Here is a 17263-nt window from a genome sequence, read left to right on the forward strand (position 1 = left end):
GGCGTTTTTTTATTGAGTAGTATGAAAAACAACGAATTTCTAGATAAAGCGAAACTAGCCTTGATCTTTTTCATACTATAGGGTGGAGGTGTAAAAATGCCAAGAGTAAAATACCGCGATGCAGACGTTGCTTTAATGGCAAGGATGATGAGAGCTGAGGCTGAGGGTGAAGGACAACAGGGTATGCTATACGTTGGCAACGTCATTGTCAATCGTGCAGTAGCATCTTGTTTAGACTTCAACGATGTTAGAACCATTGAACAAGTTATTTACCAGGTACAAGGTGGAAATTATTCTTTTGAAGCCGTTCAAAAAGGCAATATGTTTTACCAAAGAGCGAGAGAAACCGAAAAAAGATTAGCGAAACAAAATTTAGACTTCTGGCGAGATCATCCAGCAAAATATGCACTCTGGTACTTCAATCCATATGCCCCATGTCCCCCAACATGGTACGGCCAGCCGTTTACTGGTCAATTCAAAAATCATTGCTTCTATGAACCTGCTCCAGATACTTGTGAGAGTGTTTATATGGGATAGGGTAATATTTGAGTTCGCTACGCATTTTTAGTTATTCCTATATTAAATAAGGAAAAACATATTATTGACCAATGAAATAAAGGGGAACAATCTAAAACTTAGATGTTCCCTTTTTGAAATTGAGTTAGGATCATTCAGAAGATGGAGCACCAACGTTCAAACGATTTTTATACATTTACGAACAGTAAATAATAAAATGCATTTGTGAAATTGATTTAAACTCCTAAAAGAATTATTTAATCTTGGAAACTAGTTAATATACCATCTTCAAAATAAAGATATTGCCCGTTTCCATAAACCCATTGTTCATAAGACCCGTATTCTGTTACTGTTCTATTAATATCATAAGGTGCGCCCCATAGTGATGCTAATACTTCGTCATATGTCATTCCAAGTGTAGGATTCATCCCCCTTGCATTTTCAATTTTTTCATTCATTACTTTTTTTTCTTCAGCTCTTCTCTCCATTGTATATAAATTACTTCGATATTCATGTTCTATCCATCCCCAATCATTTAGAGTTATTGGCCCAAACGATGATGGATTGGCATAAGACGTATTTGTTATTCCTGCTACAATTTCATCCCTCATTCTTCCAAAGTATTTAGGATTTACAGCAAGTGCTAGTGCTCCTGAAGCCTTATAGGAATTCTGATCGGTTTGTAAATATAAAGCATAATTATACATTGCTAAAAATTCTTCATTGTCTTCTAGTACTTTTGTATTCTCATATAGTTCTTGAACTTTTAGGAAATCTTTTGTTCTGACTGCTTGTTCCATCTCATCTAATTTTAACTTTTTCTCTTCTTCTATAATTTTTACAACCTTATTCCAATCTTCACGATTCAAAACGATTCTCATTCTGTTATATTTAGATCCCAAGAATTGTACATTTTTTTCCTGTATTAATTGATCTACAAATTTTGTCCCAACTGCTCTAACTTTATCAATTTCTGATTCTGATACATCTAAAGTTTCCATTTCAACTAAAAGATCCTCATATTTCCTTTCTTTTATAAGTGTTTCTAATGTTAAAATCTCTGCCTCAATACCGCTTTCCATATTTTTTTCTTTTATAACTTTTTCATCATTACAAGCAGACAACATTAAAATTAGACCAACACCGATTGCAACATGTTTAACTTTTAACACTGTTCATTACCCCTTTACGCTTTCCCCATTATGTAATATTGCTATAGAAAATCTTTTGTTCTTGAATGCAAAAAATAATAACGATCCATTGGTACTATTCTTATTTATCAATCTTTTCATAAAAAATAAATCCTACTCAGGGGAAACATCTTTTTAAATACCTAATTATGAAATATGTTACAAAAAGCTCAATATATACATTTTATATTTCTATGTAATTTTAATCAATAAGATAGTAAATTTATACTGTAATGATTACGTTGAAGGAGTAATATGGATTCGTTTTGTACAATAAAAGGGAATTACCTTTAATACAGGTATTCCCTTTCGTCATTACATTATGGCGCAGTTTTATTTAAATAGTCACCTTCAAAATCCATGCTCTGTTTATAAGTAGGATAAAAGGATGTTCTCAACCTCCTGTTTCCACACGCCTTTCCTTAAACAACATCACCCCAATTAAGCCCATAACAGAGAATGCGACTGGCGAGATGAAACCATAGTAATATCCATCACTGATGTTACCTGAGGCAGACTGAAAATAATCCAAAATATAGCCAAACATAATGGGTAATAATGCTGCACTTAGAAAGCCCCCTGTATTGGCAAACCCCGAAACGATACCTGATTCAGCTAAAGGGAAAGTTTGGCGAACAGCTGCAAAAGTCAAGGCACTTGCACCATATCCAAAGCCGATGATAAAGAACAGGACAATGAGCATGAAAATGGATGGATGCCCTTTCAATAAAAGAAAGGCAAACCAACTCACTAAAACTGCAATATGAACAACAATATAAGGCTTTTTAATCGTTCCTAACCAACCTGCAACCCAACTCGTTAACGGAGCTCCCATCAGTGCCCCAATCAATCCAATCATAATGAGCTGGCTTGCCTCAGCACGTGTCATCTCATACATATTGATCCCATACGGAACAGCCCACGAGCTGATAAAGCCAACATAGCCTCCCACAACGCCAAAATGACAAAAAAATAAAGCCCACGCTTGTCGACTCAAACATATTCTGCGTAATAAAACAGAGGTTTTTTCACGTTGTACTTCCTCAGTTACTACTACTAATTCTTCTGCAAAAATTCGTTTTGTAGTTTTCACAAGCACAAAATAAAGAAGCACTCCACATAAGCATAATAAGAGCCCCGTTGAAAAAAATGTGATCCGCCAACCAAATAACAGGATCAAGGTCGCAAAAGGGACTGTCGCCAATAAGAAACCAAGACTCCCAGTCATCCCAGTAAAACCAATTAATCGGACAAACTCCTTTTTCTGAAACCATTGCGCCAAAATGAGCACCATATTCACCCATATGGTCGCATCTCCTACCCCAGTAAGCATTCTAGAGAAAAACAGTACGAATTCATGTGTACCTAAACTATAAAGAATTGTACCTAATCCTGTAAGGGCAGCACCAACGATAAGAAAAAAATTCGGCCCAAACCGATCCGCTAAAATCCCCATCGGAATCTGCAAACCCGTATACACAAAAAATTGTATACTCGTCAATAACCCGATTGTCGATGCTGTCACACCAAAATCCTTCATCAATTGATCCGTAATTAACCCTGGAGCAGTTCGCTGACTTGCCATTAACAAATAGGTAAACAATACAGCAACAAACACAACCCATCTGTACTTATGATGTTGTTTGTCCAATAATCACTACTCCCATTAGCTTTTATTTTATGTATATGAATTTTAGGTTGGGGGGAAGACCTTTTTTGTTTAATTAAAGTAGACGGCAGAAGATTGGCTATTAAGAGAAAGAAAAAAGCAAAATTTATTCTGGAAGGATTATAATGAAATGTTTACAGCCCTCTCTGTACAAAGTTATCTAATGTAGTCATTCCAATCTTAAATTGGTTACAAAATTTAATTACTCACTGTAAAACATTAATAATTCATAGCATCTAATTATCTCACTAATTATTTATAATCTACTAAAATTATACTATTAATTAATGTATAATTTTTATAAATTAAATGTAGGAGGTTTTTTTATGGTTAAGTGGTGGATGGTACGTGCGGGAGATAGTAATGAATTAATTGATACTTATTTAAATAACGGAATTGCATCAATTGGATGGCCTGCATTAGGAAATCCACAGCGTTTTAAGAGCAAAGAAGAAATGATTAGATATGCTGACGAAAAATATGAGGAGCGCAAGCCTGCTACACGCTTAAGTCAGATGAGTCAGTTATGGCGATTTATTAACGAGATAGAAGTAGGGGATAAGGTGCTTTCCTATTCAAAAGAAAAACGCGAATATATTATTGGTACAGTTACAAAAACTCATTTTAATGATACTACTATAGGTAATTTAAATTATCCGAATCATATCTCTGTAGACTGGCAAAAAGAAAAAGTTTCCCGTGATCAATTAACACCTTCTTCCAAAAACACATTGGGATCCACTCTTACTATTTTCAGAGCAGATTCTGTAGCAAATGAATTTACTCAAAAAATTTCTGGAGTACAGCAAAATATTACGCCTATAACTAATGACGATTCTTTTTTGGAGGAATTTGAAGGAAAAGCTATATCAATGATCTCCGATAAAATAGATTTACTAGACCCGTGGCAAATTCAAGAGGTTATTGGCGGTCTTTTACAAGCGATGAATTACAATGTACGAGTAAGTCCAAAAGGGCCTGACGGTGGAGTAGATGTTTTAGCATATAAAGATTCGTTCGGTTTTGAAAAACCTATCATTAAGGTTCAAGTTAAACATAGAAAATCTACTGCAGGATCCCCCGAAGTACAACAGCTACTTGGGGCAAATCCAAGGGAAGGTAATTCTCTTTTTGTATCAACTGGTGGGTTTTCAAATCAAGCTTTAGCAGTGGCCAAACAAGAAGGAGTTAAAACTCTTGATTTAGAAGAACTTGTTGAATTAATTATTCAGTGGTATGACAAGATGCCAAATGAAACTCGAGCTTTATTGCCATTAAAAAAAATTTATATTCCCGAATAAGATCCTCACAAAGCGAGAGGACTGGCTTAATTGACGAATAAATAATCGCTTTTTACCAGTCCTCTATATTTATATTTAACTTTTATATATTTTCTACATGTTCAAGTTTCTTCTTCATAGCTAAAAGCTCATTGGAACTACTCGTATTGTAAGAGGCTTTCAAAAGAATATAAAAAAAGAGCCTGTTAAACAGACTCTCGTTTCCTCTTCATGATATGGCTATCTTCTCCTCTTTAATTTTTATCGATGATAATGGTTTTCTTCACTACTCAATAACCATTTGCTATATTTTTTTACTCTTTTCTTGTTCTTCAACTTGCCATTATTTAATTTATAGCTACTTTTGTAATAAATCATCATTTTTTATAGTTCCTCTCAACTTTGGATTGCCTACCAACATTAAGAGCGATTGATATGTGAATTATTTCAATCCATTTTTACAATGGGCATATCGATATCGTTTACAAAATAATTTTCATATTAGCATCAAAATAATTCCTATGTAACTATACAACCTTACTATCCATTACTTTCGCAAACTTAATTTTACCCCTCTATTTATTTCTCTCAACAATCATCGCCTGGCTTCCCAGTTCTTTATAGCTTTTGAAAAACTTATCGGCATTATGTGAGACTCTTCCTTTTAGCGGGTTCATCACATGAACGGTATTATTGAGCTCATTATATCCAACTAACACAACAGCATGTAGATTAATCGGTGCTTTAAAATATTCCTTTGTATCACTGAAATACCAAGAAGACGATACTTTTGGCGTACTTAAATCCAAGGTTACCCAAATGACTACTGGAACATTATGATTAATTTTCTCATAGAAAAACTCTTTTTCCTTGCCACTTACATCAGTTGCTGTGTATTTAGTCGTTCTTCCGACGAAAAATTTTTCAGCAGCGGCAACAATGGGAGGAGCATAAGAAAAGAAGCCTGTCCCTAAACGAGGGTCACCTGCATAGGCTTTATAAGGATTCGGACCGTATCTTTTATTATTCTGATAGGTAAATGATTCCTTCGGTAAATAATTATTGGCCATTTCCATTTTGTTTGTTGAAAATCCATAATAATTTAAGACAGCTGTTAAAGAGGTTATTTCACAGCCATTTGGCAATTCTGGATTTTGCTTAACAATTGGAACCGTTATGTACATTTTATTTAGCTGAGGTTCTTCTACAGGAGCTTGCACTTTTGGAGGCTCTGGTGCTACACGATAGGTTTCATCTAATACCCTCGCCATCATCACGGCAAATTCTGCTCTCGTTAAAAAGCGTTCTGGTTGAAACGTCCCATCCGCAAAACCAAAAACAATTTCATTTTTCACTAATGCCTGAATAGACAAATAAGCCCGATCGTTGGGTGTAACATCCTTAAATTGAACTGAAGAAAGACCACTTAATTCAAAAGCTCTTGATAGAATCGATGACATTTCCGCCCTTGTCACAAAGGCGTTCGGTTTAAATTCTTGCCCCTTTACAATATCATCAAAAATCCCTTCAGCCATGACTGCAGAAATGATATCGAAATGAGCATCTTCATTTTTTACATCAACCAACTGTGGGTCAGGTCGATCGATCATACTATATCCCTTCGCTCTCGTAACCATTAACGCAATTTGTAAACGCGTTAATTGATCATTAGGTGCAAAACTCCCATCTGGATTTCCTTGAATAATATTTTGTTGAGATAAGTATTGGATTTCCTTTGCTGCCCAATGCTTTTGATCTACATCTTTAAAAATCATTTCAGATGCATAAACATTCGATGCAAAATAAAGATTATTAATCGCAATAGTTAAAACAATCATTAGTAATAGTAACTTTTTCCTCATATAACGCTCCTCTGTTTTCAAAAACAATCATATTTATACTAAATTACAATAATTATATTTTCTACATAAGAGGATTTTGTATCATAATAGGAGCTTAGTAAAAAAGGGGGGCATTTTGTAAAAATTTCACTGATTTTGTTTATAGTTTGAACACACCAAATCTACACTATGTAAATTCTAGCTATATTTTACTGCTGGTTGAGGTTGTCTCGCACATATACTGATCCATCTAGTTGGCTCGTTCTCATCTTTGCAATTGAGGTGGGTTAATTCATTTTACTTCATTCATAAATTCTCTAAAACTTTTAATGATTTCTTTTGCTTTAGTATGATATAAATAATGATTCCCTCCAAATGTCATCACTTTCCCATACCAAATCTTTTATTTGTTTTTCGAATGAAGATGTCTTCCCTATGACAACAAATAAAAAATGCTAGGTGGGACAAGAAATGTCAAAATCGAATAATGTAGAATGGATAACTGATGACAAGTTTTCTGTCACCGAATCTACAATTTAGGAAAATAATGAATTCTACCGTCAATATCAAAGAAAAACATAGGGAGATTTTAGTCTTCCTATGTTTTCATTCAAATTATTAATCTGTTTGTTCTTGCTTCTTTTTCAAATACTCAGCACGTATTTTCTCAAGTTGCTGCTTTTTATCAAATTTGGCTGGCTTGTGTTTTTCATGATACTTTGCCACAGCCACCTTACCTTTAGTATCCAATTGATATTTCCCCACTTTGGTTCACCTACTTTTCCTGCCTTTAAAGAAATCTATTCAACAAATATAGTATACCTTATTTTGTTGATGTAAACCTTTTTCCTATAGTAGTGTACCGCTTAACCTTAATTTCAGTAAAAGCTTAGTAAATAAATCATAACCAAATGTATTAAAAATATCTGTATCTGCGATGATGATACCTTTATTCTTATATACCGCTATAATATTGCTCACCTTTATGTATGGAGACGGCGGGAGTCGAAACCCATTTTTGTAGAAATGCTATCGTCTCAAGGTTTTGCAGGACTTTTTTCCCCTAAAAAAATTCTTTGACTATGGTTTTGACTATGTTTATAAAAATTGCTTACGGAGACAAGAATTATAATTAATTCCTTGATTAGAGGCTTTCTCTTTTATCGATGTAAAAACCTATAAGAAATTCAACTCAACATACCAGTTTTTAATAAGACTATTTAAGTTGAAATTTAATCAGTTATCCCTAAATCACTCCGCATACTATTTATTAAATTTCTACGAGATGTATGGATTAAATTATTTATCGGATCGCTCTCTTCACCTGCATTTTCACCTGAAATAAACACGTTATGAATAACTACTTCAAATGCGACAAGAGAATTTCGTACTTCCTGTCCTGCATAAAGATCAAATGCTACCTTGTCACCTTTACGAAATTTCTCATACTCTTCTTTAGCAATATTGTATCTTTTTTTATTTTCTAATATTTTGCTTTTAGCATATTCACGATTTGATATTTCAATTTCCATGTCATATTTCTGTTCATAATCTATATTATTAGTATTTAATTGCTTTTTATAATCTTCAATTTGATAATCAAGACTTCTTAAAACCGCATCATAGTATTCCATTGAATAACCAGGTGCATACTTGATATGTTTCAAAATATCGTTTGGTGATGAACTTGGATAAAGATTTATTATATAGATTAACTGTCTATATACATTATTTAGGTTTTCCTTCTTAGTTTCTAGTCTTTTTTGATGTGTGTTAAATTTATTTCTAAACACTTCTGTACGCACATTTAAAATCGATGTTACTACAGTAACTATTAATGTTGCACCTGCACTAATAAGGGCTATTACCATCGTCTCTGACATAGTTATTCCTCCTTTCTTTACTTTACTTTGCTTTTACTTCGAAATATACTTCTCATTCTTCCTGCGATTACTATTTTCGCCTTTCACAACATTACTTCTATTTTTCTTTTCCTCTTGCACCGCTTCAAATTGCTCTTTTGAAATTATTGCTAAATGATTATTCCCAGAAACATAATGTTCTTCATGTTCACTGGAATTAAGCAACCTTACGACACCGATATACTACTCATTGCTTAACATGGACGTCAATTGTTCTTTTACTCCACTTCTCTTTTCCTGTTGGTGTTTTTATTCCTAGTTTTTCTAATTCTCTTTTTATACTTATAATACTGTGTCCTTGCAAATACAAGTCGAAAATTAATCGGACATTTTAGCTTCATCTTTCTTAATGACTAATTAACCATCTTCGTTATTTTTATAGCCATAACATTTTCGATTATATAGTTTTGATGTTCCCTGTGCTGCAGAACTTTTATATCCCCATCTAATATTGTCACTTAGAGATTCATTCTCTGTTTGAGCGACGGACTCTATAATTGAAATCATTAATTCACTATCTGTATCTGCGGTATCTAACCCCTTTGTTCAAAGTGAACTCCTGATTCTCTTAATTTTTTTAGTGCCTAAAGAACCCCAACCGTATCTGCTGATATTTTTGGTTATAATAAATTCTAGATTTTTCGATTCGAAATCTTTCAACATGTGAATAAATTCTTTTCGTCTAGATCCGGTTTTTCCGGAGGTAATATCTATATATACATGGACAAGTAACTAGTTTAGTTTGGCTACTGTTAATCGCGTAAGCAGATACCTGGTTTGTTAAACTATTTAATTGTTCCATGCTATTTGAGCTTACCTGGTAATATATTCCCACTCGTCTTTCACGTTGTACAGGTCTTGGTCGAATGAAATGGACGCTTCGATTCTCAGATATTTTCCTATACTCCGATAATTACGTTTAGACTAATCATAAATAATGTGTTTTCCGATATGTTAATTAGTCTAAATATAACACATTTGATTCTATTCATCTAACCTATCAACCCCCCTATCCAAAATCCATTCTATCAACTCAGTCCGGAATTCCAACTGTTCCAACCCCAACAACAAAAAGGTTTCGCCTGTTTATTCACATAAAATAAACTTAGGCGAAACCCTATAAACCTTGCTATAACAATGCTTAAATTATTGATGTATTTATTCCCTAGTCAGCAACGCCACACACTCCACATGTGTAGAGTGCTGACCGTAGGTGATATTATTAAAAAACGAGATGTAGTGGTGTGAATTCTCTTTTTATTCGATAGGTTTTTGTGTGGTACATATCACCGTGGGGATTTAAAAGGTAAAATATTAGACGAGTGGGTGAATTCTCCAACTTTCGTCTATACTTTTATCTTTTATCTGGCTATGTAGATTCGATAATAATACCTGTTTTCAGAATTCACACTTCTAATAGCATCAGTAACCTAATAGCAAATATATTTGTGTTTATCACTTTAGCAATAGTTTTTAATTCGGGTCTGCTAATACAAAAGTATTTCTATTCAAAAAAACGTGGTCATTGAAGAATAAAACAATCGTAAAAACATTACATATAGCTAAATATAACAAGTATCATAAAGTTACTATTTGTGGTGAGTGCTAAAGGCGGTTTAATTTGATGTAATAGATTCATCTAATCCATAATAGTCGATAATAGCATTCAAAGTTTCTTCCTGCATAAATCAACTAGAGTTCAACAAACTTTCATATACTTTCGCCTCTATAGAATTCAAATTATAAAATTCTGCTGAAGCTTTATCACTTTCTAATTTCCCTCTCAATGCTGTTAGCCCACCAGAGCCATCTAGGTTCATACATAGGGTTTTCAAAGTCTATATGGCGCTCTCTTAGCTCTCCTAGCGTGCGAATACGAATACCTGTTTTATACATTAGTTTGACCGCGCAAGCATCTCTAAATCCAATGAACGTTGTCTTATCAATCAATTGTAGCAAACGATCTATATCTGTTTCTTTTGCAGCCTTCTTAACCTCTTTATCAACCTTTATTTGAATGTTGCTCCAAAAGCGTTCTTTGAGCCAACCATTGTTATGAAACTTGCTAAGGACTGCTTTTGTTGATTTTAAACGAATTAATTTGGTACGTTGACTCACATCTATTGAGCCTAAGTAGTTATAGATACTATCAATATTGATTTCATCAACATGCTCAAGATCATTAATCTCTACAAACTGCTTAAAGATATATTCGTAGCTGTCAATAGTACGCGGTCTATTCCCTGCTACACGCATTTGATTAAAAATTATTTCAAGCGCTTCTGCTATTGGTTTTCCCTTATGTCTTTCCTGTTCTCCTGTTTGAATCATTTCCACCACTTCATTAGCTACGGAAAAAATACCATGCTTACGCTTCCTACTAGACATAAAAAAATCCTCCTAATTGTATTATTAGAAGGTCTACGAACAGTTCAATTATGTCATTTTTCCATAGGGATAAGAAAAGGGATATTGCCCAAGAGTTCAACTCCCGTTCAATATCCCTAGTCTGTTAAATCGTTGATATGACTACGTTTGTAGCCACATTAATTATGGAGACGGCGGGAGTCGAACCCGCGTCCAGAAACTCCAATACTTCAGCTTCTACGCGTGTAGTTTGCCTATTTACGATTCACGTAACATTATGCCGACAAACAGGCGTCCTGTACGCTAACCTGGAAATCTCTTGTCGGTGACTCAGGTGGCACTCCATACATTACTTATATAGTTAAGGTGTATTACATTTAATTTGAACTTGGTTTAAGAAACCTTCATTTCGATATTATACCATTTAAACATTTTTATTAAAATTATTATGTATGATTCTTAGGAGATATTTTGAATATCTTCTTCTAACTTTTTAATCTGCTTCCTTACTTTATATCCAAAAAATCTTTCTATATCTTCTTCTGTATTCAGTTTTCTTATAGGAATATTAAATGTTTCAATAAGTAAAAACTTCTTTTCTTCTAAAGATAATTCATCTGGTTTAAATATATATTTAGAACTAGATCTTCTTTGAGTTATTTCGTAGAAAGACTTTACAAAAGATTTTATTTCAAGGTCTTTCAAATTCTTTTCTAACCCGTATTTCTCGATAAATTTTTTAACCAAATTATCTAGATGATATAAAAGTTTCATATCTTCAATTTGCGAGTAAAAAAATAGCCAACCGTATTTTTTATTCGTTTCAAAATTATTTAATTCTTTCTTAACAATTGATCCAGTAATTTTTAGATTTAAATAAAATACAAATTCTTTTGGAGACATTTTCAATACTAATTTACTATACTTTGAAAAAATATCTACAATAGATTTTTCAAATTTTATTTTTGAACTTTTCTTTACTGTACATAATACTTTGTTAGCTGATTCTTTAGATAAACTATACCCCAAAAACGAGAAACCATATTCAAGTTCACCTGAAATACTTTTATCACTGTTAACATTTAGCTTATAGACGTCTTCAATTTCTGAAATAATCTCTCTCTTTATTTCTTCTATCTCAGTTTTATTACATAAAATCAAAATGTCGTCAACATACCTAAAAAATCTTATATTTCTTCTTTTTTTATATTTTTCATCAAAATCCTTTAAATATATTTCAGCAAGTACATTAGCAATTGGAATGCCTTGGGGAACCCCTATCTTATTTCTTATCGGTTTTTCAGCCCTAGAATGATTGTCACTGACTGTAGGATTAGTAATGGCTTCATGGATAATATTTTTAATCTCCTTTTTTCTAATAGATTTATGTAATTTTTTAAATAGGATTTCATGATCTAGACTTCCAAAAAAATTGGTCACATCTATTTTTATAAAAGAATCATAGTTTACTATTGATGTTTTTATTGAATGAATTACACTTTGAACAAGAGGTGTTTTTATATCAAATACATCTTGAAGAATACCATGAAGTATTTTAAGAACCACCCGATCTCTTAATGTAGGGATTGAAATCATTCTAGGTTTACTATTTCTATTTTTTATAAACAGCTTTTCTTTATAGTATGTAAATTTATAATTACCAGAAAGAACTTTTCTATTTATTACATTTAAATGTCCATCTAAATTTTTATCAAAATGTGCTTTAGTCATTTTATCAATTCCAGCAGCACTGTTATAACGAATAATATTTTCATATTCACCTTTTAAATATGTCATTCTATACTTACTTTTAAACAGTTTATTAGCCTGTAATTTCATTTTCAGCACCACTCATATTCATAAATATCAAAATTATTCCTATTATTGGGCAAGCATATACGACGATCATAAATAAAATTAAAGGTATCTTATACAAGAAATAGTAATTAAACTTTTCCTTTTTCGAAGAATTATTACTATTTACTTTAAATTTCAGAAAATCTAAGTTTGAATGATTTTCTGTCTTAGAAATGACTTCGTTATATTCCATTTTATATTTATCAAATGTTTTTAATAAATCATTATGTTCAATCCCCTCATCTAAAATAAGTATCCCTAATTTAGATTCAATCTTATCCAGTTCTAAGTGTGATTGTTTATATGCTAAAGCCTTTTCTCTATAACCATATAAACTAACAAATAGGGATACTCCAAATAACCCAATAGAAATTATCACACTAGCAATTGATAAAATATCACTACTTCCATACTTCAAACCAATAATTGAATAGCATAAAATAAAAAATGTATAGTAATTTACTAAAATTATTGAGTTCAAATTATTTCTATTCATTCTTTCTTCAGCAATCATTCTTACTTTCTTAGTAGTCCATACCCTATTGTCTCTAAACTTTTCGATTTCTTCATTTATCTTATTTTTATTAGCAGGTACTGCGGTATTTTCATTTGTTGTAGTATCAATCTCAGTGCCTGAGTTTTTATTTACAGTTTTTCTATATAAATCCCATAAATTTTTTAACATTTCAAACTCCCAACTTGTAAATTGGAGACACCAATGATTAGATTAGATTTCCACCTAGGGGGTGGCTTATATGATACTTATGTATCTTTAATTAGAGTACTCCTTAAAAGGAATCTTTTGAATATAAATTCAAAAAGGTGTCTCCAATTTTAACTATCTCATTTCTAGGATAATATTTCAAATTTATATTTTAAATTCAAAATATAAGATATTTATCCTATCTAAAATTCCCATAAAAAAAGTCATCTAGAATTTTTCTAAATGACTCTAAAGATTACAATAATAAAATTTTTAAAACATACTTTTCAAGTGTATCTTAATATAAATATTTTCACTCGATACTAAGCGTACAGAGATTTTCTCTTATACATCACAAGGGATAAGTGCCCATTCAAACCACCCATAATTGAGGTCCTAATAACTATACTTCCAAAGTTTCTTCGATTGTATTCAAGATTAATTCTATTGTTTCTAAATAACCTTTCCAATCTCCATAATTAGTTTCTATATCCATACTATTCAAAACATCACCATCTCCATCATCTAACCTTATAAATTTATCAAATGTTAATTTAGCTAAACCTATTTGTTTAATAATAGCTGTCTCTTCTTTTTCTAAACAGTCTAAATAATAATGATAAATATCTATAACTGTTTCATCCTCTGAAACAATATATTTACCATTTTCATTATGCACCTTTTCTAATATGATTTTTTGATTTTCAAGGTTCACGTCTTCATATTTTTCCATTTTCTCAACAACTGATCTTTTCTTTATTAAATTTTTATAAAATTTAGATATAATTTCTTCTTTTTGAATCCTATACTCCAAATAATTTTGATAATCAATATTAGCATTATTTAAAGTTTTTAAATTTTCAACTTCAGCCTTAACATTTAAATAATTGTTATGTGAATTTGTAACATCTTTTTCTAGACTTTTTATTTTCTCAAATTCTTCTTCAACTGAACCCTTTGTTCTGTTAACATCCGTATGCATATTTGTTACACTTGTAAGGTGATTTCCCATTAAAGTTAGATTCTCTTTAATAGATTTCTCAATCCACATTTTTAATAAACCACCACCGATAGCAAATAAAACAGTTATAATTGCAATTATTATCCCTATCAAAGATAATATAGATGCAATATTTCCTTCTAGAATTTTATTTCTTTCTTCTAATTGTTCTATCTTATTTTCCGAAATATTCTTATCTATTTCATATTCCCTTTCTTTAAGTTTCTCATCTAATTGATCATTAGTAATATAGTTTTCACTTTTATTTGGTTGTTCCTGATTTCGAACAGCCGCATTGGTGTCCTGTATTCCTAAAAAACAATACATTAGTATTGAAAATAAAATCAACTTTCTCTTCATTCTTGGTGTCCTTCCTACTTAACTAATTCTTGCTTTTTACTTTGTTGATATAAATAACTTTGGAATAAAAAACTTACGAGACTTTTAGCTGAATTTACTGCTAAAATAGCATGATGCTTTGGAATATCAACTTTAGGTAAATGACTGTTACTTCCAGAATTTCTAATTTCACCAACAGAATCAATTATTGTATTCAACCCTGAAGCAACCTTAATTATAGATTTATCATAACTAGCATCTACTTTAATATTTAATTGCCCTAATACTTCTTTTTTGAGTAAAGGAAATAATTTAGAATACTCGTTATACTCTACTTTATAAATCGTTAATAATTCTTTAAAGACCGACTCTAATAATGTTTTGGCATCTGCTACCGCTGCATCATAATCTCCATTTGATATTCTTTTATCACAGTTTCCCAATGACTTTTTTATATATTCAATAGTTAAAGTTTCTGGGATATATACATCTATTTTCGACAGTTGAAATTCATAATAATTTTCTTCGATGAAATTGCAGACTTGATTACACTTATTATATATATCACTAATACCATCATAGTTGTTCATTTGATTAGAGTATGCTAAAGTTTCACAAAATTCTCTCACACTTCTAGAATTTATAAGTTCCTCAAAAGAATTTAACGATGCCTCCTCTTTGTATATTTTCGCAAAGCAAATTCGCATCTCACGATATTCTTCATTACTTAAATGAGTATTAAAATTATAATCTTTCGAAAATCTGTTTTCTTCATAGCCTTCATATTCCTTAACCAATTTTTCTTTAACCTCGTCTAACCAATCAACTGATTTATACATATGGTCACCTCTTTATAAAAATGTCTAATACAATTGTACCATTATCTGTTACTTTTATTTTTGTACGTATTTGTTATTGTGAATGAAAAGTTTTCAATACCGCCATTTTTATTACATCTATCAAACTCTATACCGTAAACCCGAGTCCCCTTTTCATTCATTCCATATTTATTTCACATGTCCTAATCCACCTCCTTATCACAAGTGTTACTATGAACAATAATTTCGGAGGTCTACATTATGAAAATTAAAATTAATCCATATGTAGCAAAGTTAACAGATCAATAGGTTTATCAGATTTTTTATTTGTACCATGAGAAGAATGTTTCGCTACGCTACCTTGCATTAGCTTTTAATGTAACTAAAGCTACAATCAGAAATATCGTGAATGGAAAGTCTCGACAGGATTGTCATGAGGTTTTCTCGAAGTATAGATATAAAATGAAAGTTAAATTAGAGGAACTCGTTACCGCATTTATAGGTACGTTGTTTTGTAATAGATTTATTTTACAACAAATAAACCGCCTAGCTATTCACTGCTAGACGGTTTTCTTTTTCACGCTACGAACAACGTTTGCAATCTTTATTTTTACTTGAACTGTTAAAAAGAGTTCTACGTATATTAAATATGCTAGTCCTTGTTACAGGACTACCTCACTTGAACTCATTTATGACTAAAACATCCTAGCTTAATTGATAACACAATCTCCTTCATAATATCCCATCACAGTTATTACCCCTTCAATAGTCCCTATATATTCTTCGACTTCATTTAGTTCCGTTCTTACCTTAACCAGTTCTTTCAATGTCTCACATTGATTTTGCAATTCTTTCGTTAATTTTCGTTTAGTTTCATCATTCTCTTTGACTAATGCATATAAATAATTTCTTACATTCGGCATTTTTGAAAGTTGTTCTAGTTCCTCATGTTTTAATAAATCTACTGCTTCTTGTATAGATGGAATACTATCCCATGCCTTCATTGCTTCCTCATACTTCTTTATTGACACAGTTGTGTTTGATTGTTCAGTTTTCATCATTTTTCATCCGTCCTTTTTATAAGTTTTGGGGCAAGGTTAATTACCCTTACATATACGTACTTGCAATAAGGACAAGTTTTAGGACATCTATTTAAAAAATATTTTATTTCAACTTAAATACTGGGATAACCACAAACTTTATCAAAAAAGGCGAGGCTATGCCCCACCTATTATTTCAGTTATATTCTGTTCCACTGCAGAAAGTTCCAACACTCACATACCAGTCTTAGTATGATTAAGGTAAATTACTTCATCTCTTTTTACCTTCGCCTTTCAACACTTTCTCCATACCATCTTTTCCGCCTCTAAAGTAACCATTCCCGTAGGCTATTTTCATAACCAATCTTTCATCTTCTGTTAGATCACGGTTTAAAACATCTTCAATTTCATGTTTGGTTGCTAAGTCATAATCTTCTGTAATCCTTGAATCAAATTGGGCATGGAATAGGTATTCTAAAAATTTATTATGTTCTCCATTTTTCATAACTTTAATCAGTGAAATCATTTGTTGGTATTTCTACAAATTCTTTTTCAGTCATGTAGTAGTACCCCCAAAATGTTTAAAAAAACCCCACAAAATTTTATTTCTGAGAAATGCTTTCCATTATAGCAAAAAACCCTAACCTTCCACTCTGTGAGAGTAATCGAGGTGATAAATTACTATATTCCGATCCCTCTCAGGTCAGTCTAACCGTTGGTA

Annotated in this window: 16 protein-coding genes; 2 read left to right on the top strand and 14 right to left on the bottom strand. The window is 31.8% G+C overall.

From position 1 onward, the window contains the following. Positions 1-96: 96 nt before the first annotated feature. Positions 97-537: a cell wall hydrolase gene (locus MHI22_RS11560; protein WP_036122904.1), complete on the top strand. Its 441-nt coding sequence runs from the start codon at positions 97-99 to the stop codon at positions 535-537. A 236-nt stretch (positions 538-773) separates the two neighbouring features. Here MHI22_RS11560 and MHI22_RS11565 read toward each other — a convergent pair whose 3' ends face one another. Both MHI22_RS11565 and MHI22_RS11570 read right to left on the bottom strand, forming a co-directional pair. Then, complete coding sequence (locus tag MHI22_RS11565; protein ID WP_101966552.1) at positions 774-1688, bottom strand: hypothetical protein; 915 nt, start codon at positions 1686-1688, stop codon at positions 774-776. Between the two features lie 412 nt (positions 1689-2100). Further along, the gene (locus MHI22_RS11570; RefSeq protein WP_340812013.1) at positions 2101-3357 is read right to left on the bottom strand and encodes an MFS transporter; all 1257 of its coding nucleotides are present in this window, start codon (positions 3355-3357) and stop codon (positions 2101-2103) included. Between the two features lie 344 nt (positions 3358-3701). Between MHI22_RS11570 and MHI22_RS11575 the strand changes: the two genes are divergently transcribed. Further along, positions 3702-4676, top strand: a complete 975-nt coding sequence (locus MHI22_RS11575; protein WP_340812015.1) for a restriction endonuclease — start codon at positions 3702-3704, stop codon at positions 4674-4676. Positions 4677-5230: 554 nt separating this feature from the next. On the opposite strand, the gene MHI22_RS11580 is transcribed toward MHI22_RS11575, so the two are convergent. From MHI22_RS11580 to MHI22_RS11630, 12 genes are all read right to left on the bottom strand, one after another. Next, positions 5231-6517 (bottom strand): S-layer homology domain-containing protein, encoded by a 1287-nt coding sequence (locus tag MHI22_RS11580; RefSeq protein ID WP_340812017.1) that lies wholly within the window; start codon positions 6515-6517, stop codon positions 5231-5233. A 597-nt stretch (positions 6518-7114) separates the two neighbouring features. Continuing rightward, complete coding sequence (locus MHI22_RS11585) at positions 7115-7261, bottom strand: hypothetical protein (RefSeq protein WP_036122926.1); 147 nt, start codon at positions 7259-7261, stop codon at positions 7115-7117. A 467-nt stretch (positions 7262-7728) separates the two neighbouring features. After that, positions 7729-8379: a hypothetical protein gene (locus MHI22_RS11590; RefSeq protein WP_340812022.1), complete on the bottom strand. Its 651-nt coding sequence runs from the start codon at positions 8377-8379 to the stop codon at positions 7729-7731. 33 nt (positions 8380-8412) lie between these two features. Then, positions 8413-8583, bottom strand: a complete 171-nt coding sequence (locus tag MHI22_RS11595) for a recombinase family protein (RefSeq protein ID WP_340812024.1) — start codon at positions 8581-8583, stop codon at positions 8413-8415. A 22-nt stretch (positions 8584-8605) separates the two neighbouring features. After that, positions 8606-8737, bottom strand: a complete 132-nt coding sequence (locus tag MHI22_RS23435) for a recombinase family protein (protein ID WP_445668851.1) — start codon at positions 8735-8737, stop codon at positions 8606-8608. A gap of 1445 nt (positions 8738-10182) precedes the next feature. Next, positions 10183-10806, bottom strand: a complete 624-nt coding sequence (locus tag MHI22_RS11600; RefSeq protein WP_340812026.1) for a hypothetical protein — start codon at positions 10804-10806, stop codon at positions 10183-10185. A gap of 438 nt (positions 10807-11244) precedes the next feature. Beyond that, complete coding sequence (locus tag MHI22_RS11605; protein WP_340812027.1) at positions 11245-12624, bottom strand: reverse transcriptase domain-containing protein; 1380 nt, start codon at positions 12622-12624, stop codon at positions 11245-11247. After that, positions 12608-13327 (bottom strand): SLATT domain-containing protein, encoded by a 720-nt coding sequence (locus MHI22_RS11610; protein ID WP_340812029.1) that lies wholly within the window; start codon positions 13325-13327, stop codon positions 12608-12610. The genes MHI22_RS11605 and MHI22_RS11610 overlap by 17 nt, the downstream gene beginning before the upstream one ends. Before the next feature lie 421 nt (positions 13328-13748). After that, positions 13749-14705 (bottom strand): hypothetical protein, encoded by a 957-nt coding sequence (locus MHI22_RS11615; protein WP_340812031.1) that lies wholly within the window; start codon positions 14703-14705, stop codon positions 13749-13751. A gap of 14 nt (positions 14706-14719) precedes the next feature. Then, positions 14720-15523: an abortive infection family protein gene (locus MHI22_RS11620; protein ID WP_340812033.1), complete on the bottom strand. Its 804-nt coding sequence runs from the start codon at positions 15521-15523 to the stop codon at positions 14720-14722. 689 nt (positions 15524-16212) lie between these two features. Next, the gene (locus MHI22_RS11625) at positions 16213-16563 is read right to left on the bottom strand and encodes a hypothetical protein (protein WP_340812035.1); all 351 of its coding nucleotides are present in this window, start codon (positions 16561-16563) and stop codon (positions 16213-16215) included. A 250-nt stretch (positions 16564-16813) separates the two neighbouring features. After that, positions 16814-17068: a hypothetical protein gene (locus MHI22_RS11630; protein ID WP_340812037.1), complete on the bottom strand. Its 255-nt coding sequence runs from the start codon at positions 17066-17068 to the stop codon at positions 16814-16816. Positions 17069-17263: the final 195 nt, after the last annotated feature.

The sequence above is a fragment of the Lysinibacillus sp. FSL L8-0312 genome, from assembly GCF_038003285.1.
Taxonomy (GTDB): Bacteria; Bacillota; Bacilli; order Bacillales_A; family Planococcaceae; genus Lysinibacillus; species Lysinibacillus fusiformis_D.